The sequence below is a fragment of the Mesorhizobium sp. genome (assembly GCF_005063415.1).
Classification (GTDB): Bacteria; Pseudomonadota; Alphaproteobacteria; order Rhizobiales; family Rhizobiaceae; genus Mesorhizobium.
In genome coordinates, this window is sequence record NZ_SUEG01000008.1 from 41,635 (window position 1) to 59,688 (window position 18,054).

General features: G+C 60.6%; 14 protein-coding genes. 4 read left to right on the plus strand and 10 right to left on the minus strand.

From position 1 onward, the window contains the following. The 5 genes from E5W70_RS04300 to E5W70_RS04320 all read right to left on the minus strand — a co-directional run bounded on the left by E5W70_RS04300 (position 1) and on the right by E5W70_RS04320 (position 7,974). Entirely contained in the window at positions 1 to 1,899 is a 1,899-nt protein-coding gene (locus tag E5W70_RS04300) for an ABC transporter substrate-binding protein (protein WP_292654326.1), read from the minus strand. Further along, positions 1,896 to 3,791 carry an ABC transporter ATP-binding protein gene (locus E5W70_RS04305; RefSeq protein ID WP_292654328.1) on the minus strand — a complete coding sequence of 632 codons (1,896 nt, stop codon included), beginning with the start codon at positions 3,789 to 3,791 and terminating at the stop codon, positions 1,896 to 1,898. The genes E5W70_RS04300 and E5W70_RS04305 overlap by 4 nt, the downstream gene beginning before the upstream one ends. Positions 3,792 to 3,954: 163 nt before the next feature. Beyond that, positions 3,955 to 5,295: an adenylate/guanylate cyclase domain-containing protein gene (locus tag E5W70_RS04310; protein WP_292654330.1), complete on the minus strand. Its 1,341-nt coding sequence runs from the start codon at positions 5,293 to 5,295 to the stop codon at positions 3,955 to 3,957. Between the two features lie 51 nt (positions 5,296 to 5,346). After that, positions 5,347 to 6,690 (minus strand): nucleotide sugar dehydrogenase, encoded by a 1,344-nt coding sequence (locus E5W70_RS04315; RefSeq protein ID WP_292654332.1) that lies wholly within the window; start codon positions 6,688 to 6,690, stop codon positions 5,347 to 5,349. A gap of 105 nt (positions 6,691 to 6,795) precedes the next feature. Further along, positions 6,796 to 7,974: a DUF3095 domain-containing protein gene (locus tag E5W70_RS04320; protein ID WP_292654335.1), complete on the minus strand. Its 1,179-nt coding sequence runs from the start codon at positions 7,972 to 7,974 to the stop codon at positions 6,796 to 6,798. Between the two features lie 74 nt (positions 7,975 to 8,048). On the opposite strand from E5W70_RS04320, the gene E5W70_RS04325 reads away from it, so the two are divergent. Further along, positions 8,049 to 9,152: a glycosyltransferase family 4 protein gene (locus E5W70_RS04325; protein ID WP_292654337.1), complete on the plus strand. Its 1,104-nt coding sequence runs from the start codon at positions 8,049 to 8,051 to the stop codon at positions 9,150 to 9,152. Continuing rightward, the gene (locus tag E5W70_RS04330; protein WP_292654341.1) at positions 9,149 to 9,925 is read left to right on the plus strand and encodes a polysaccharide deacetylase family protein; all 777 of its coding nucleotides are present in this window, start codon (positions 9,149 to 9,151) and stop codon (positions 9,923 to 9,925) included. The genes E5W70_RS04325 and E5W70_RS04330 overlap by 4 nt, the downstream gene beginning before the upstream one ends. 49 nt (positions 9,926 to 9,974) lie before the next feature. Here E5W70_RS04330 and E5W70_RS04335 read toward each other — a convergent pair whose 3' ends face one another. The 3 genes from E5W70_RS04335 to E5W70_RS04345 form a co-directional block, all read right to left on the minus strand. Then, a complete protein-coding gene (locus E5W70_RS04335; RefSeq protein ID WP_292654343.1) occupies positions 9,975 to 10,829 on the minus strand; it encodes an MBL fold metallo-hydrolase in 855 nt (284 codons plus the stop codon). A 105-nt stretch (positions 10,830 to 10,934) separates the two neighbouring features. Then, positions 10,935 to 11,384, minus strand: a complete 450-nt coding sequence (locus E5W70_RS04340) for a cyclic nucleotide-binding domain-containing protein (protein WP_023675957.1) — start codon at positions 11,382 to 11,384, stop codon at positions 10,935 to 10,937. 157 nt (positions 11,385 to 11,541) lie between these two features. After that, complete coding sequence (locus E5W70_RS04345; protein WP_292654346.1) at positions 11,542 to 14,256, minus strand: ABC transporter ATP-binding protein; 2,715 nt, start codon at positions 14,254 to 14,256, stop codon at positions 11,542 to 11,544. A gap of 29 nt (positions 14,257 to 14,285) precedes the next feature. On the opposite strand from E5W70_RS04345, the gene E5W70_RS04350 reads away from it, so the two are divergent. Further along, positions 14,286 to 14,579, plus strand: a complete 294-nt coding sequence (locus tag E5W70_RS04350) for a hypothetical protein (RefSeq protein ID WP_292654348.1) — start codon at positions 14,286 to 14,288, stop codon at positions 14,577 to 14,579. Positions 14,580 to 14,724: 145 nt separating this feature from the next. Then, entirely contained in the window at positions 14,725 to 15,393 is a 669-nt protein-coding gene (locus E5W70_RS04355; protein ID WP_292654449.1) for a class I SAM-dependent methyltransferase, read from the plus strand. 226 nt (positions 15,394 to 15,619) lie between these two features. Here the strand turns inward: E5W70_RS04355 and E5W70_RS04360 are convergent, their stop codons facing one another. Next, positions 15,620 to 16,813, minus strand: coding sequence for a glycosyltransferase family protein (locus tag E5W70_RS04360; protein WP_292654351.1), 1,194 nt, complete (start codon positions 16,811 to 16,813; stop codon positions 15,620 to 15,622). Then, positions 16,810 to 18,054 carry a glycosyltransferase gene (locus E5W70_RS04365; RefSeq protein WP_292654354.1) on the minus strand — a complete coding sequence of 415 codons (1,245 nt, stop codon included), beginning with the start codon at positions 18,052 to 18,054 and terminating at the stop codon, positions 16,810 to 16,812. Before E5W70_RS04365 ends, E5W70_RS04360 begins: the two co-directional genes overlap by 4 nt.

An 18,054-nucleotide genomic window follows, 5' to 3' on the forward strand; every position in this document is an offset into this window, starting at 1 on the left:
TCAGGACTCTCCAAGCCAGAATGTATCCGGCATGTAGACACCGAAATACGCGGTCGGGTCGTAGCCGTAGAGCGCCTTGTCAGGCAGATTGCGCAGCCGCGAGGACGCCAGAATCGGCTGATGCGTTCCGTTCACGGTGCCGATCGAAAACACCTGATCGGTATAGATCGACAGCATTGAATTCCAGATTTCGGCGCGCTCCGTGGCTTCGGTCGATGCGTTCCAGCGCTTGAGTAAAGCCATCAACTCGACCACAGGCGGAAGATCGGGCGCTTCACCGACCTTGCCATGAGACAAGTAGTGAGCACCCCAGAGCGGCCATTGCAGCTGGTCGTCGACGGTGGGGGCCAGTTGGTACGGGTTCATGTCGGCGGTCGGCACGCCATTGTCGATGCCCGACCACATCGACATCATGATCTGGCCACCAAGCGCGCGGCTGCGGAAGATGTCGCGCTGCGAAGTCCGGATGAACAGGGCGATGCCGATCTTGCGCCAGTGATCGGTGATGAGCTCGAGCGCGTCGGTTTCCAGCGTGCTTTCGCCGGCCGTTTCCACTACGAGCTGCGCCGGGCGTCCGTCGGGAAGTATCCGCAGGCCGTCATCGTCACGCGCCTGAAGCCCGACCTCGTCGAGCAGGGCATTGGCCTGGTCGGGATCATGGGCGACCCAGGCTTTCGCGAATTCCGGCCGGTAGAGCGGGCTCTCCGGCAGGACCGTATCGGCACTTTCCTGCGCCAATCCGTAGAACACAGCCAAATTGATCTCGCGCCTGTCCACAGCGAGCGAAAGTGCGCGGCGCACGCGCACGTCACGAAAAAGGCCACGCCACAACTGGTCGGCACAATTCAGATTGGGCAGCAGCGCCAGCCGCGAACCCTGCGTGCGTTTCCAGAGATGCATTTTCACCGGGTATCGTTTCTCCGCGTCCTTCAGGAAGGAGTAATCGCTGAAGTCAATTCCCATGCATTGCAGGTCGCTCTCGCCCGCACCGGTCTTGGCGGAAATGATCGCCGACGAGCTGACATTCATAACAATCCGGTCAACATAGGGCAGTTGCCGGCCATTCTCGTCTATTCGATGAAAGAACGGGTTCCGCTCGAAGACGAACTGCTCAGCCGGCGGCTTGGTCCGGTTCTGCCAGGGATCGAGCGTCGGCAGTTCCGGGTTCTCCGGGCGATACTGCCGCGACATGCGGATATGCAAGAGCGTCCATTTCTGGGCGCGGTTCTCCTTCATTAGGCCGGCGAGCCGGAATGGATCCTGGTATTTCTTGTGGAACTGCTTGAGATAGGCGGCGGGCAGAACAAGCGATAGGGGCGAAGCAGCGGCGAGCTTGGGCAGGAAGTCGGGATTGGGCGCATCCCAACTGTAGCGGACCGTCGACGGATCGACGATCTCGAAGCGTGGCGGCTTGCCGTCTGCCAGCAGGGCCGGGGCGAGCCCGCCTTGCGAAAGCTCATCGTTCAGCCAGACATCTTCCCAGCAATAGCGAAAATCCTCCGGCGTCAGCAGGCTACCGTCAGACCATTTATGCCCTTCCCGTATCTTGAAAGTGAAGACACGATCATCCGCTACATCGAAACTTTCGAGAATGTCGGCTTGCAAGTTAAGCTTTTCGTCATAGCCGACCAGGCGAGCGTACCCGTAGATCGTCATCATCCGGATATCTTTCTGGCTGCCGATGATCGTGCGCAGCGTGCCGCCATATTGGCCCGGCTGCCGGCCCATCGCAGCGAGATTCAACGCGCGGGGGCGCTTGGGCAGGCGTTCAGCGAGTGCCGGCAGCGCCCTGGCCTTCAGCTGCGGCTCAAGAAATTCCGGCTCCAGATCGCCGGCGCGCAACGTGCCCGGCAGAAATGCCGAAGCCATGAGCCCAAGGACGGTCCGCCGGCTGATCAATGGCATAGCTCGCTGACATCGGCCGAACGTCGAGCCAGCACGAGGTGGCCGCCGCCAAGATCGAGCGGCGACAGCATATCCTCGTCGCCCTCGTCGTGGAATTGCGGTCCCCATGCGCTGGTGTCGGAAGCGCCGCTGAGCTTCAGTGTCTTGAAATCCATCGGCCTGTCGAGATCGGGGAAAGGTACTGCGGCGACCAGTGAGCGCGTGTAGGGGTGGACCGGTTTCCTAAGCAGAATTTCGCGCGGCGCAAGCTCGACGATACGCCCCCCGCACATCACCGCGATGCGGTCTGCCATGTAGTCCACCACCGCCAGGTTGTGGGATATGAACAGGTAGGTCAGGCCCAGCTCCTTCTGCAGGTCCTTCAGGAGGTTTAGGATCTGCGCCTGGACAGAGACATCGAGCGCCGAAACCGGCTCGTCGCAGATCAGGAGTTCAGGCCCCAGCGCCAACGCGCGCGCGATGCCGATACGCTGACGCTGCCCGCCGGAGAAACTGTGCGGATAACGCTTGATGAAGCGCGGATCGAGCCCGATTGCCTGCATCAGGCTCTTGACCGTGGCGAGTCGGGACGCGGCATTGCCGCGTTGATGGATTTCCAGCGGCTCGCTCAAGATGTTCTCCACCGTCATGCGAGGTGAAAGCGACGAAACCGGATCCTGAAAGACCATCTGGATTTTCGCGCGCAACAGGCGCAGCGCGTCTCCCTCGGCTTCCAAGACGTCGATCGGACCATCGCGGCCGTTGAAGATCACAGAGCCGCCGCTAGGGGTGACAGCCCGCATGAGGATCTTGCTGACGGTGGTTTTGCCGGAGCCGCTTTCGCCGACAAGACCCAGGCACTCACCCCGCCTGATATCAAAGCTCACGCCGTCCACGGCGCGAACAGAGGTTTGATGATCTCCGCCGAACCATCCGGACTTGCGGATCGTGAAGGTCTTTGTCAGATCCCTGACCGACAGCAGGAGGTCGTCCGGCCCCTTCGATGCCGGCGCCGTCTGCTTGCCGAGCAGGTTCCCGACATTCACCGGCACCTCGCGGAGCGCCTTTAGCCTTTCGCCAGGCTTCAGGTCGAAATGCGGAACGGCTGCCATCAGGCCCTTCAGGTAAGGGTGGCCTGGACGGCGGAATATCGCCTCCACAGGTCCCGCTTCCATGATCTCGCCATGGTACATGACCACCACCTCGTCGGCGACATTGGCGACTACGCCAAGGTCGTGCGTGATCAGCAGCATCGCCATGTTCAGCTTCGTCTGAAGCTCGCGCAGCAATTGCAGGATTTGCGCCTGGATGGTGACGTCCAACGCCGTCGTCGGCTCGTCGGCGATCAACAGGGCGGGCCGGCAGATAAGCGCCATGGCGATCATTGCGCGCTGACGCAATCCTCCCGAAAGTTCAAACGGATACATGTCATAGGCGCGCTTGGGATTGGGAAAGCCGACAAGGCTGAGCATTTCCTCGGCTTGCGCCTTGCGCTCCACCCGAGCCATGGGCGTATGAATCTGCAGGGATTCGCTGACCTGATTGCCGATCGTGTGCAGCGGCGACAGTGATGTCATCGGCTCCTGAAAGATCTTGCCAATGCGGCTGCCTCTCAACGCGCGGATTTCGGGTCCGTCACGCGGCATCTGCAGGATATCCTGCGTCGTGCCGGGCTTTTCAGGATCGGAAAACAGGATACGGCCGCGAACATGGGCTGTGTTCGGCAAAATGCCCATCACTGCCTGGCTGAGAACCGATTTTCCGGAACCGGACTCGCCCACAAGCGCGGTAACCTTGCCGGGCAGGACGCGAAGATTTGCACGCCTGACGGCATGCAACGGTCCCCCGATAATGGCAAAAGAGATGCCAACATCCTCGATCCGCAGCAGATCAACGCACGAATTCATTCTCACACCAGCCCCACTCTGGCGGCCTGCCGGTCGGCAAGCCCAGAAGGCGAGACTAACGCATTGCCAGCCTAGAGCAACTTGGATTCGAACACTCGTCAGTTCCCTGGCGGAACCGGCGACCGGACTGCATACCAAACGCGTTCGGATCAGATCGTGGCGGTTACTGGAGCTTCCTCGGGTCGCCCGCGGAGACCCGCGCGGCATTGCGATGAAGCAGCATGACCTGCTCGGCGTCCGATATTCGGTCGTAAATCGGCTCCAGCGCACCGTCTTCATCGAGTGCGAGAGCACCCGACAAATCGGGTGAAAGCACCGTCAGCTTTTGCTTGATGCCCGCCAGTTCCTCCATGCCGAGCGCCAGCCAGTTGTTGGCGCCGCAGTAGCTGGCGAAGTCTTTGCTGGCGAGAACACTGTGGGGATATTTCTTGGTCAGGGTCTGGAGGCGCTGGACCTCGTTTACAGCCGAGCCGAAGACAGAGAATGTGAGCCGGTCGGTAAGCCCGACATTGCCGAACATCACATTGCCGACATGCAGGCCGATACCATAGTTTATGTCGCTCAATCCCTGCTGCTTTCTGCGCAGATTGAGATCCATCATGCGCGCGGTGGCCTTGTGCGCTGCTGCAAGAGCAGCCTGGCAGGCGATCTCGGACTGCGAACGGTGCCTTGCGCAAGGGTAGACGGCAATGAAGCCATCACCTATGAAACTCATGATTTGCCCGCCCTTGCGATTGAAAGGTGCAGCAGCGGCGTCGAAAAACTGGTTCAGCGTATCGATATAGACTTCGCGGCCGGAGGTTTCGGCAAGTCTTGACGACCCGCGCATGTCGCCCATGACCAGTGCCGCCCGGATTGTATCACCCTCGCCGCGCTTGATCTGGCCGTCGAGCACGCGCCTGCCGGCGTCGCCGCCGAGATAAGTGGTCATCATGTTGTCGGCAAGCTTGGTGAGCACCGCCATCTTGGTTGCGATAGCGAGATGGTTCTGGAGGCGCAGCAGCGCCGAAATCATGCTGTCGCTGAAGCCTGCAGCACTGTCGGTGGACCAAGACCCGATCATGCCCTGACTGGTGTTGCCGCTGAAGGGATGGACGAAAGCCATGTAATCGGTGACGCCCATAAGCTTGAGGTCGTCGAAAATAGGAAATTCCGACGGCACCGACGGGTCGAGCCGGCGCCGCAGATGGTCGAGCTTGTGGCTGAGCAGATGGTAGTATGGGCTGGTCAGGAATCTGTCAGAATGAACGCCGTTCTCCTTGCGGAAGCCCTCCACTTCCAGGCCCTGGCCGCGCAGCCAGGTGAAGCCGAGCGCGTCATAAAGCGGATGAAGCATCGAAAAGCTCAAATGCACCCGCTTCAGCGGCAGGCCGGCAGCAGCCAGCCGTTCACAAAAGCCCCTTACCAATGTTTCCAGGTCGTCGCCCGCCAACGCCGATTGGGTCAGCCAATCGGCAACCTTATCCATGAGAATGGCAGAAATTTCTGCTTGCGCTGTGCTCATGCTATCTCGAAATCTCCTTGATCCGCCACAAATTCGCCGGCTCGGACGCCGTCAGGCCTTCACCACCGTCTCTCGGGCTAGCCCGAGGCGGCCAAAAACATTGCGTGTATCGACGATCAGTCGAGCGTGATCCGCGATCGCCTGATAGTCGATCGCGTCGTGGTCGGTTGCAACGACGACAGCGTCGAAATCCTTCAAGGCCACCTCGGTCAATTCGACCGAGCGACGCCCCTTGATCGCCATGTGCTCCCGTGTGGCCGGGATTTCGGTAACATGCGGATCGTGGAATTCCGCCTTGCCGCCCCATTCCTCGATGAGTTCAATGAGCCGCAATGAGGGGCTTTCGCGGATGTCGGGCACATTCTTCTTATAGGCGAGCCCGATGATGAGAATGCGCGAGCGGCTGAGCGCCTTGCCGCAGCGCCGGTCCAGCGCCTTCGCCAGTTCATCGACCACATGACGCGGCATAGCCGTGTTGATCTCTGCCGCCAGCTCGATGAAGCGGGTCGGCAGTTCGTATTCGCGCGCCTTCCACGTCAGGTAGAAGGGATCGATCGGAACGCAGTGCCCGCCAAGTCCAGGGCCAGGATAGAAAGGCATGTAGCCGAAGGGCTTGGTCTTTGCCGCCTCGATCACCTCCCAGATGTCGATTCCCATCGCACCGAGCACGACCTTCAACTCGTTGACGAGGGCTATGTTGACCGAGCGGAAGATGTTTTCCGTCAGCTTGACCGCCTCGGCGGTCGCCGTGGTGGAAACCGGAACGACGGTCTTGACCACGCCGTGGTAGAAAGCCTGCACGAGCGTCGCCGCTTCAATGCCGTCACCGGCCACGACCTTGGGGATCGTCGCGACTTCAAAGCTGCGGTTGCCGGGATCCTCGCGTTCGGGCGAGAAGCCCAGGAAGAAGTCTATCCTCGACTGCAAGCCGGTTTTTTCCAGGATGGGCTTGATCACGTCGTCGGTGGTGCCGGGATAGGTGGTCGATTCCAGCACGATCAGCTGACCGAGACGCAGATGCTTCGCGATGGTGCCTGCCGTGTTCCTGACAAAGGAGAGATCCGGCTCGCGGTGTTTCGTCAGTGGTGTCGGAACGCATATGATGATGACATCGCAGACGGCCAGTTCGGCAAAATCCGCAGTGGCGCGGAACCGTCCGCTCGCCACCTGGCCGGCAAGGGCTGTCGACGTCACCGCCTCGATGTAGGATTGGCCGTTGTTCAGGCTCTCGACCTTCTGGCCTTCGATATCGAAACCGGAAACCGGGAAGCCGGCGCGTGCGATCGCAACCGCCAGCGGCAACCCGACATAGCCCAGTCCGATCACGCCGACTTGCGCGGCGCGCGTCGAAATCCGGTTCAGAAGACGGTCATATATCGATCGTGAGGCGTCCAAAAATCTGCTTTCCGTTAGTTCGGACAGGCCGTCCGCTTCCATGGTGAGGCTCACCGGTCCCAAGAGCCCCGAGGCATATTGCGGAAAATCGACGTCCGCAAGCCGTCAGACCGGCACCTTCGCCTTCAGGCTTGCGGCAGCCATCGCATAGCCGCCGGCGGCGCCATCGATGAAATGAACATGATCGCGCTGCAGCGGCGATGCGACGAGACATGTCATCAAGGCCGATTTCTGGCGGTGCAGGCCATAGTTGCAGATGCCCGCCTCTTCCGCCTGTTTCAGCCGGTTCTCGATCCGTTGCAACACATCCGCGTCAACGTCGATGGTCATCTTCAAGCCATCGTCGAACTTCCGGAAATCCGAATTGCTGGCCACTTCGCGTTTGTAGATCTTCGGATCGAATCTGCCGATCGTCCAGCCATATCTATCAGTAACAGCCGTAAGCGTCATCAGGAACACTATCCACAGCTTCGACAGCCACCGCCGTCCTGCCGGCGCCATGGCCCGCGCCTCGATATCGAGGCCGGCGGGCAGCACACTGTAGTCCGGCCCGTTCACCGGCACCGGGTGGCCATCGCGTTCCTGCCTGCCGGCAAGCGCGATGATGTCGGAAACCAGAAACTGAAAATCGCGCAAGTCGCGCGACGCCCCCGGGATGGCTATGATCGAGACGATTTCGCCATGCCGGGCTTCGATCGGGTTCCAGCGGCACGAGAGGCCGGTCAGGTCCGGCCGCGCGCCGGCCGGCGCAGGATCGATGCGGTAGCGCCCCGCTTTCATCTCGGCTTCCGCCCAACTGCCGCCACCTCCGGCGAACATGGCATAGAAGACCGCATCGGAGGCCTGGAACCTCGCCACGCGAACGTCGAGGCCTTGCGCTCTTATATCCTTTATCGGCACGATTGCGGCACGCAAGGTCAGGTCCAGTTCGTCCGCCACCCATCTTTGGACAGCCGCCAGCGCGTTGCGGGTGATCTCCAGCGCCGAGGCGGGAAACGCCACGAGCGCGCCGTCGCCGCCGAAGACAAAGGGAAGATCTTGCCTACCCAGCGCATTGAGCAGCGCCGAAATGACGCTGGCGCCGGCCATATTGACGGTTTTATAGCGCCCCGCCTCGATCGCCTTGGTCGAGCCGACGATGTCGGCGGTGGCCAGCGCCCAGCTATCGGGGAGAGGCCGATAGTTATCGATATCGGCAACGCTTTCGAACTTTGCGAAGACCGGCAAAGAAGCGACAAACGGGTCGGACGTGGCAGCTGTTTCCATGAGCATCAGATAGCACATTCCAGTGCTTGAGGGTGAAGTCGATCATGCTTCGAAATTGACTTGCGCAGGCTTTCCGATGATAGGGTCCGGCGATGCGAATTGCTTTCTACGCGCCGCTGAAGTCGCCCAATCATCCCGTTGCCTCGGGCGACCGCCAGATGGCACGGATGCTGGTCAAGGCGCTGGAGCATGGAGGGCATAGCGTCGAACTGGCATCCGAATTGCGCTTCTATCTACGTGAACCGGATTCGAAAAGTTTCGATGCGCTCAAGTTCGATGCGCTCAAGATCGACGCCCGGGAGGACGCCGCGCGGCTGGCAGGGCTTTGGGATCGTGACGGCAAGCCCGACCTGTGGTTCACCTATCATCCCTATTACAAGGCGCCCGACCTGATCGGGCCCGAACTGGCGTTGGCCTTTGGCGTCCCCTATGTGACGGCGGAAGCCTCCTATTCGAGGCGGCGCAACACCGGCTTGTGGGCCGATACGCAAGCGTTGGTGGCGCGAGCCGTCGAACAGGCGGCGCTGAACATCTGCTTCACGCAAAGGGATCGTCAGGGACTGGCAGATGCGATACCCGACGCCGCTTTCGGCATGCTTTCGCCTTTCATCGACACATCGGGATTCCGGGAAACGCCGGCACGGGGTTGTCCGACGCGCCTCGTTACGGTCGCCATGATGCGCCCGGGCGACAAAGTCGAAAGCTATCGCATGCTGGCGCAAGCGCTCGGTTCGATCGGTCATGTGCCCTGGACCATGTCAGTCGTCGGGGACGGACCTGCGCGCGAAGAGGTCAAAGCGCAATTCGCCGGCTTGCCCGCCGACCGTATCGAATGGCTTGGCGCGATTGAGCCAGCCGCCGTGCCGGATGTCCTTTACAGTGGGGGAATTTACGTCTGGCCGGGTTTCGGCGAGGCCTATGGCGTTGCCTATCTTGAAGCACAGGCCGCCGGCCTTCCGGTTGTGGCTCAGGACATCGCCGGCGTGCCGGAGGTCGTGCGGAATGGCCAGGCCGGGTTTCTCACCCCGCCGGGCGATGTGGCGGCATTCGCTTCTGCCATTGAAAGGCTTCTGGCTCGTAACGACGAAAGATCCATCATGGCCGCAGAAGCCAGACGTTTCATCCTCGAAGAACGTTCTCTCGGTGCTGCGGCGGCGCGTCTGGCCGAACTTCTTGCGACGATCCCGGTCTCATGACATCAGATCAGATCTGGCAACCCTTGGTGGAGGAACTGGCGAGCCGGCAACGGGCAAACCGTAAGGCAGAGTTCTGGCTGCGCGACGACGACGCCGTGGATCCGACGCCTGCGCTTGATCGGCTGCTCGACCTCACCGGTGAATTCGCGGTTCCGGTGACCCTGGCCGTCATTCCCGCCTTGACTGACGAGAAGCTTGCCGTTCGGCTTGACGAGGCGCCGCATGCCACGGTCGCCATCCATGGCTGGGCGCACCGAAATCATGCGCCCGAGGGCCAGAAGAAGCAGGAGCTCGGCGCGCATCGGCCACGCGAGGCGGTGCTCGATGATCTGGCTCGCGGGCTGTCGCACGTAACCGGCCTGCATGGCGCACGTGCCGTTCCGATGCTGGTGCCACCCTGGAACAGGATCGACGCCGGCTTGGTATCCGACCTTGGATCGATAGGATTTTCGGCATTGTCGGTCTATGGGCCGCCGAGGCCGGCTTCGCTGGCGGTCATCAACAGCAATGTCGACATCATGGATTGGCATGGTACGCGCGGCTGCTGCGATCACGGCCTATTGGTTCAGGCTATCATCGCGCAATTGCAGCATGCATTCGATGGCGGCGAACCGGTCGGCCTGCTCACCCACCATCTCGTACATGATGAATCGGCCTGGCTTTTCCTCGAACGGCTGTTCACCGTCACCGCACAGACTGAAGCCTGCGCATGGCTTCCGATCAGGACATTGATCGGGCGCAGCGCCGGCAGAGCAATTCCAGGAAAAGTGTGAACGGTTTTCCGTCCGAAATTGCGTCAACAAAGAGATAGAGGAAAATAGCTCAGCGCTTTTTGCGCAATGAGACTGGAAGTTTGAGCGTCTGGCCATCCCGCGCGGCAAAAGCGCCGGTAAACCTGTCCTTGGCCAGTTTCTCGATCTTGTCCAGTTCCTTGTCGGTGCGTGTCGGATCGTGGTGAAACAGGGCAAGCCCGCGCGCACCCGCCGCCTCACAGAGCTTGACGCCCTGTTGCCACGTCGAGTGCCCGTAACCGCGGCGGCGTTCCATTTCCTCCTCGGTGTAGGTGCAATCGTAAATGACGAGGTCGGCATCTTCGATCAGGCCGAGCACCGCCTGATCGAGTTTGTCCGGCTCGTGCTCAGTGTCTGTGATCACCGCCACGACGCGGCCGCCCCATTCGACCCGGTAGCCTATGCAGCCGCCCGGATGGATAAGACTGCCCGTTCGGACCACCACCCCTTCGCGCGGGCGAAGCACGTCTCCGGATACGAAATCGCGATAGTCGAGGCTTGCCTTGCAGGCCTCCAGTTTCACCGGAAACCACGGCGGCCGCATGAACTCATCGACCATCTGCCGGGTCGTCATGTGTCCTGCAAGATGCCCGGACCAAAGCGTAACCTTGGCGCTCCGGTCATAGATCGGCGCAAAAGACGGCAGCCCGATGATGTGATCGTAATGGCAATGGGTGAAAAGCAGGTCGAAATCGGTCACGCCCAACGCCTGAAGCGCCGCGCCGGCAGGCCGTAGGCCAGAGCCTGCGTCGAACAGAAGCGTATGCTTACCGCATCGCATCTCGACGCAGATTGAGTTGCCGCCATAGCGAGAGAATTCTGGCCCTGATACCGAAATGCTGCCGCGGACACCCCAAAACCTGACCAGGAAAACGTTGTCGTCCATGCTACCCCTTCGCCCATCATATCCAAACAACTGCTGCTAGGCGAGACAGGCTTTGTCCGGGTGATCTTCTCAGCGAGAGGACAGTGCCGTCACGACGGCGAGGCGTCATTTGGCGCTTCGTGCGTCGATCAGATCCGCGGTCGTATGGCTTAGGCGATCGGCAAGAACCCGCAATATCTCGATGGTCATTTCCGGGAACTCCCTCATAAGCCTCAGGAAATGATCCTTGCGGATTCTCAGGGCTTCCAGCGGACTTGCCGCTCTGACGGTGGCAGTGCGGGAGCTGTTGCACAATATGGCGATCTCGCCAACGATCGAATTTGGCTCCAGTTCGGCAACTTTTATCGGTCCGCTGTCGGAATCGACAAGAATATCCGCCCTGCCTGAAAGGATGACATAGGCGGCGTCTCCCTCGTCGCCCTGCCGGAAAAGGATCTGGCCGGCGCTGTAGCTCACACGATCGGATGTGAACGCAAGCAGCTTGAGCTTTGTCGGCTCGATGGCAGAGAACAAGGGAACGCGTTGCAGCATTCCAACTTCATCCTTGAGCAGCATTGTCGCAAACCTTCCAAAATTCGCGTTTGCCAGACTAGAGCAACGGACGCCCAGATGGAATCAATTCTCTTTCCGGGATGGCGAGACAAACCACGCGAAAGGCCGCGAGCCCGATGTCGTGCACCGGCAGAATGATCCCATCTGCATGTCCGTTGCTCTATGACAACAGTTCCTTGAAGATACCGTTCCCTGCCAAAAGTGTCTCGTGTGATCCGTCTTCCGCCAATTGACCCGAGTCGAAGACGATAACCCGATCGAACATCATCGCCATTGCCGGATTCGTCACGACCCACACAATTGCCGGCGAATGGCCGTCGCGCCTGGCTTCCTCGAGCACATTTCGCAGCACCTTATCCTGCATGCGCTGGTCGAGCGCCGACAGCGGCCGGTTGAGAATGAGAAAATCGGGACGCTTGAGCAAGGCACGGGCAACATCGAGCTTCTGTCGCTGTCCACCGGTGAGCCGCCTGCCGCCGGAGCCGACGTTGAAGTCCAGGCCGACATCCAGAAGTTCGCCATAAAGCCCCAGTTCGTCAAGAATGTCATAGACGATGGAGCGTATGCGGTCCGGCGCGTCGGGATGATTGTTGCCCACACGCCCGAACAGGACATTATCCATGACGGTGGCCGCGGCAATGTATTTGGCAGGATCATACCGTTCGACCGCATTGTGCAGCTCGGGCGGCAGGTCTTCATAGAACCGGTTGCGTGCAGCGACGATCTTGCTCATCAGCTCGTCGCTCAGCAGGCCGAAGCGGTGCCGGGGCTCGATATAGGCAAAGCTCAAGGTGACGATCATGGCGCGATCGTGCTCCGGAACCGCCTCGTAGGGACGGTTCTTGAGCCGTTGCAGCAAGGTTTCGTAGGCGGGTATCTCCTCCGCGCTCATGAAGGCAAGCTGCTGGAAGAACTGGTGATCGGGCGGCAGGTCGGCAAACAGCTCGATCGCCTGTTTGGCGATCTCCAAGCCCATTTCGTAGAGCGTGCGGTCGAGGCCGGCTTGCCTCAGCACGGAAGCAAAATAGGGATTGGCCGCCAGGGCCCTGTCGGCCAGTTCGGGGCCGGCGGCAGCGCCGAAGAGCAGGTTTTGGCCGATCGTTGCTTCCTTATTGTACGCGCCCGGTTCGAAAGGAACCACCAGTCCGCTCAGCCCTTCTTGTTCCAGCCGGGTCCGCAGCGCCGCACGCAGCTCGACGATCCGCCTGGCAAGTTCCGTGTGACGCGTGAGGTCGGCCGAAGAGCGCAAGCCAAGATCCAGAATGTCGCGCGACAGAACAACCGCGTCGAGCACCCGACGCACGGCTTCAAAGAGGTCGTGCGGGCCGGTAGCGCCAGCCGAAGCATAGTTGATCCAGTCGCTGTGGATATCAAGATCCGGATTGCCCGACCGGCGCGCCTCGTGGATGTTCCAGCGGTGCTGTTCTGCCGCAGCACCGTCATAAGGCACCGATGTCAGCGGCGCATGCTTCAACCCGTAGAGCAGGTTGTCGCGGAGGCTTGCCTGGAACAGGAAAACATCCGACGAGGCATACGACATGCGCCGTCCGGTTACTGCTTCGGGGAGTTCAAGCAGGTCGTCGGTGCCCGAAGCGACCCTTCCGCTGTCCGGCCAGTTCAGCCGCGCGAAGGCTTCTGCAAGCGCCTCCGCTCCACCTGTTGCGGTACTGACCAGCGCCACCGTCTCACCCGGCTTGACCTGGAGGGAGATGCGGTTGAGAAGCATTGCACCGCCATCGTCTGCTATGGACAGATTGATCGCCGAGAGCGGCTTGGTCATCGGATCGGGATCGTCGATCGTCAATGCCCCGATTTTCGGCGCGATGAGACCTTCGACGGTGAACTGTTCAACGACCTGTTGATATTTGACCTGGACATCCTGCCGATCCTGATCCCAGTCGATCAGTTCCTTCATCGGTCCGGGCAGGTCCTTGTAGGCGCCGATCACGGCCACGAGCTGGCCGACGTCCAGCCGCCCCAGGATAACCAGATACCCGCCGATCATGTAGAACAGAAAGGGCGTGAGCTGCGCGAGAAAATTATTGAGGAACTTCACCATGAACTTCCATTGGTAAAGATCGAAGCGGATCTTGAAGATGAGCCCGAGCCGGGCAGCTATGTCGGCGCGCTCGTAGTTTGATGTATCGTGGACGTGAACCGCGCCGATGCCGTCGACGATTTCGCCAACCCGGCCCGAAAGCGCGCGCGCCGTCAACTGCCGTTGGCGCCCGAGCACGATCAGCCGCCGCCGCATTCGCGGGATGAGCACGATCTGGATCGCCACGATCACGACCGCTATCATTCCGAGCCAGACGTTCTGGATCATGATGAACAGCATGGCCGTCAGCGCCTGGCCGCCGAGCAGCACCGGCTGCAGGAAGGCGTCGCCGATGAAGCCGCCCAGCGGCTCCACCTCGTCCTTCACCATAGTCGCCACTTCGGCGGATTTGACCCGCTTGAAGTAAACCGGCGGAAAACGCAGCACACGGTCGACCAGATCGAAGCGGATACGCCGCAGCATGCGTTCGCCGAGGCGGCCCTTGTAGGTGTTGATGTAGAATTTGAACAGGCCGTTGATGACGACTAGCAAGAGGAACACAAGGCTCAGGGCAAACAGGGTCTCTTTGCGGTCGAGCTGAAAACCGGAGAAGAACTGGACCTCTCCAATGAACGGCAGGTTATAGTGTAGCCTCATGAATGGCTGGGTCGCGCCCGGTTGCTCGAAGCCGCGACCTTGGATCGGTCCGTTGACGATCAGCTTCGGCAGGTCGAAGGACATGAAATACGGGATCATCGAAAGCACGACGATCATCAATATCCAGAGCTGCTGCTTCTTGGTGTGCGTCCAGATATAGCGGGCTAGGCTGGCTTCCATATGCGACTGTGGACCCTTCAGTTGGAAGGATGCAGGATGTAAAAGCACCTGCTGGCGAATGGCGTATCGGCAATTTCTTCGTCGCCAACGGCAAGCTCGAAGCTGCTGTGCACGGACTTTGTACTGCGCTCAACGATGCAGGGAACCTGCGAGGCGGCGCGATCCGGTTCCGGCGGATGGTAGATGACAACGACATGGGCATTGTTGATCGGCGAAGAAAGCAGCTGGCCAAACGGTTCGCGGCTTCCGTAGGGCTTTGGCGAACAGCCGAACAGCACGAGGCCGCAGCTGCGCGGCTGGTGCCGGCGGATGGACGCCGATGATCCGGACAGATGCAACAGGCACTCTCCGGCACCGGGCAATAGCCAAGCGGCTTGCAGCATGATCACGTCCGCGGAATCAAACAGTCTTGCGGGAGGCAAGATTGCGTTGTGTCGCCCAAAATCCCAACATACAAGACGAATTATGATGGATGTCACGCAACCACGCAATGCCATGGACTGGCACGAGCAAGCCTTGGACCTCACGCGGGGAATTGCTGCTTATGTCGACTGCCCTCTCGTGGCAGGCCTGGCGCGCGTCGTCGCCAAGCATCCGAAGGCCGATATCGCCAACGCCTTCAACCACAAGCAGGTCGCCTGCAAGATGTGGGCGCTCGACAGGCTGTTCGAAAGCTGCGGCGGCCGGTTCGAGCACATATGGGTTCTGGGTGGATGGTACGGCGTATTGCCTGCAATGCTTTTCAACGATGCCCGCTTCGACATCGCGGCGGTCGATAGCATCGACATCGATCCCGAAGTCGCGCCGGTCGCCCGGACCCTCAACCGGGAAGCCGGCGACCGGTTCCGGGCGCTGACGGCAGATATGTACGAACTCGACTATGCGGCCGGGCGGCCCGACCTGATGGTCAATACGAGCTGCGAACACATAGCCGATCTGCGCGCCTGGCTTGCTCTGCTTCCGCGGGGCACGAATGTACTGCTGCAATCGAACGATTATTTCAGCGAGCCGACGCACATCAACTGCGTGGCTTCACTTGCAGCCTTCGAAGCAATGGCGGCGCTACGGGAGGTGCGCTTCTCCGGCGAACTGCCGACAAAAAATTATACGCGCTTCATGCTGATTGGAACTGTTTAATGCATTTCGCCCAAAAGTGCGTAGCGGTTTTGGGACAACGACATGCATAAAAACAGGACTTGAAGCGCGTCGCACGAATCGCACCAGACGCGACGCGCGTTAGAGCAATTCCAGGAAAAGTGTGAAACGGTTTTCCCGGGAAAAAGCGCGTAGCGCTTTCCCTTGGGAATTGCGTCAAAACAAAGAGATAGAGCGGTTCGGCGTTTCCGTGAACCGATGAACCGCTCTAGGATCTATCGTCTGTTTGATCATGAACCTTTCCGAAACCGGGCCCCACATTTAGGGACCATGTTCGATACCGCTCGCGCAGGATTTGCGCCGAGCGACGTGCGCCTTCCAGATCGAGATGATGCGCGGATGGCGTCGGCCCCCCAAGCGCCTGTTCGATCGCTTGCGCCAAACCTTCAGGTGTTAGGTCCTTTTCCATCAGCACCGTTGCAAGACCGAGTTCTTCGAGCATCAGGGCGCGAACCGTCTGTTCGGTTTCCCCGCCGGCTGCGAATGGAACGAGCAGGGAGCGACAACCCGCGCGCAGGACATCGCAGACCGTGTTGTAACCCGCCTGCGAGACTGACAGGCGGGCGCCGGTCAGCAGGCTGGCGAAATCCTCGCGGAACCGGAAGATGGACAGGCCCGGCGTCGCATCGCGCGCGATGTCAAACTCGTCTTTCGGCAGGTTTGGGCCGGTGATCAAACACCATTTCCAAGCGTTGTTGGCATTCTGCGCCGCTGCGATGGTGGAGCTGACAAGGCTCTTTCCGGCAGCCCCGCCGCCAACCGACACCAGAACGTCGAAGCGCTCGGAGGCCGCGGGCGAGGGCGGCGCGGCAACGAGCCCTGTGTAGGTGACCTCGGCCCTGATCGCCCCAGCCAGTGGAAATGTCTTGTCGATGGTTGCGAAAGCCGGATCGCCGTGGACCAAAACGAGGTCGAAATGCCTGTTGATGAGATCGACCGTTTCCTCGTTTCGGCCCGGCTTGACGCGCTCCTGAAGGATATCACGGACGGACGTCGCCAGCAGCGGTCTGGGCGACGTCGCGTCGATGGCCTCGATCAGCGGCAAGAGTTCGAAACGCATCTGCCGGCGTCCAAATGGAAACGCCTCGACAATGACGATATCAGGCCTGCAATCCCGGAATGCCTGCAGCAGCATCTCTGAACGCCATTTCTTGAAATCATCGTCGATGGGTTTGCCTTGCAGGTCGACAAGTCCGGAAAATCCTTCATCACCGGAGGTGACAGGTGGCAGGGTTACAGATTTTACACCCGGTCCCGGAAACCCCGCGATCGGCGCTCCGCCGGTCACGACGGTTACGTCAAACCCGTCATCGACCAGAGCCGCCGCAATGCGGCTGGCGCGCGCGAGATGGCCGATACCGAGCAGGTGCTGGACATAGAAGAAAGCGCGCAGCCGCTTCATTCGGCGGCCCGCCACTCCCGCTCGAACAGCTCCTTGAGCTGTCCAATGCTTGCCATATGATCGAAATTGCCGCGCACGCGCCGCTCCGCGGCGTCGCCGAGGCGGTCGCGGAGCACGGGATCACGGATCAGGCGCTCCAGCGCCTGTGCCAGGGCAATCGGGTTTTCCGTCGGAACCAGCAGCCCGGTTTCATCCGGCGATAAAAGCTCCGGCACGCCGGAAATATCGGTCGACACGCAGGCAAGCCGCTGGCTAGCCGCTTCCACCAGAACGTTCGGCAGACCGTCCCGGTCACCATTTGCGGTGATCCTGCAGGCAAGGGCGAAGATGTCGGCACACCGGTAGTGCTCAAGCACCTCCTCCTGCGCCAGCGCGCCTTTCCAAGAGACGCGACGATCCAGGCCGAGCTTTTGCGCCAGCGCCTTGAGCCGTTCCAGTTCCTCGCCGCCGCCGATGTGCTCGAAACGCCACGCCAAATCACCAGGCAACAGGGCAAGGGCCTCCAGCAACGTATCGTAACCTTTCTTTTCAACGGCGCGCCCGACGCTCAGAACGATAACGGGTTCGTCCGGCGCCGAGCCGTCATGCTGTTTTCGCGCCTCGCCGAAACTGCCGAAGCGATCAAGGTCGAGGCCATGATAGCTCAGATGCACAGACGAGTTGCCGTTAGCGAGTTTTTTCAGACGGTCGAAGCCGGTTTTCGTGCAAGTGACCGTCCAGCGGGCCGAGGAAAGCTTCCCAGCCAGATCCCAGTCCGCTGAAGTCCAGATGTCCTTGGCATGGGCCGAGCAGCTCCAGGGCAGGCCACGAAGCTGGCTGGCATAGCGCGTCACCGATGCCGGTGTGTGCGCGAAATGTGCATGCAGCCAGCCTGCGTCTTCCGGCCATTCGGCCGCCAGCACGAGCGCTTGCCCGAAGCGGCGCGCGCGATTGCGCGTAAAGTCGCGGGGCATATCGGCAGCCAGCGATCCGAGCGCGCGCCAGAAGCACGGCCGCAGCAGATAGGCAAACAGCGAGCGAAGCACGCGCAGCGGCTCTTGATGCAGATATTCCGGCAGATAATGGACGGGCGCTTTGATCTCGTCATGCACGGGGTGGCGTTTTTCGTCGGTCGGCCGCCTGAGCGCGACGAGTATCAGGTCGAACCCCGCACGCTCAAGACCGAGCAGTTCCTGCGCGATGAAGGTTTCGGACAGCCGCGGATAGCCCTTCAGAACCACGACGATCTTGCGATGTTGCAA

Excerpts from the sequence above, each read along its gene's own strand:
- E5W70_RS04335 (WP_292654343.1), bottom strand. The coding sequence starts at position 10,829 with ATGGACGACAACGTTTTCCTGGTCAGGTTTTGGGGTGTCCGCGGCAGC.
- E5W70_RS04320 (WP_292654335.1), bottom strand. The coding sequence starts at position 7,974 with ATGTGCTATCTGATGCTCATGGAAACAGCTGCCACGTCCGACCCGTTT.
- E5W70_RS04305 (WP_292654328.1), bottom strand. The coding sequence starts at position 3,791 with ATGAATTCGTGCGTTGATCTGCTGCGGATCGAGGATGTTGGCATCTCT.
- E5W70_RS04340 (WP_023675957.1), bottom strand. The coding sequence starts at position 11,384 with ATGCTGCTCAAGGATGAAGTTGGAATGCTGCAACGCGTTCCCTTGTTC.
- E5W70_RS04325 (WP_292654337.1), top strand. The coding sequence starts at position 8,049 with ATGCGAATTGCTTTCTACGCGCCGCTGAAGTCGCCCAATCATCCCGTT.
- E5W70_RS04330 (WP_292654341.1), top strand. The coding sequence starts at position 9,149 with ATGACATCAGATCAGATCTGGCAACCCTTGGTGGAGGAACTGGCGAGC.
- E5W70_RS04360 (WP_292654351.1), bottom strand. The coding sequence starts at position 16,813 with ATGAAGCGGCTGCGCGCTTTCTTCTATGTCCAGCACCTGCTCGGTATC.
- E5W70_RS04310 (WP_292654330.1), bottom strand. The coding sequence starts at position 5,295 with ATGAGCACAGCGCAAGCAGAAATTTCTGCCATTCTCATGGATAAGGTT.
- E5W70_RS04355 (WP_292654449.1), top strand. The coding sequence starts at position 14,725 with ATGGATGTCACGCAACCACGCAATGCCATGGACTGGCACGAGCAAGCC.
- E5W70_RS04350 (WP_292654348.1), top strand. The coding sequence starts at position 14,286 with ATGCAGGATGTAAAAGCACCTGCTGGCGAATGGCGTATCGGCAATTTC.
- E5W70_RS04345 (WP_292654346.1), bottom strand. The coding sequence starts at position 14,256 with ATGGAAGCCAGCCTAGCCCGCTATATCTGGACGCACACCAAGAAGCAG.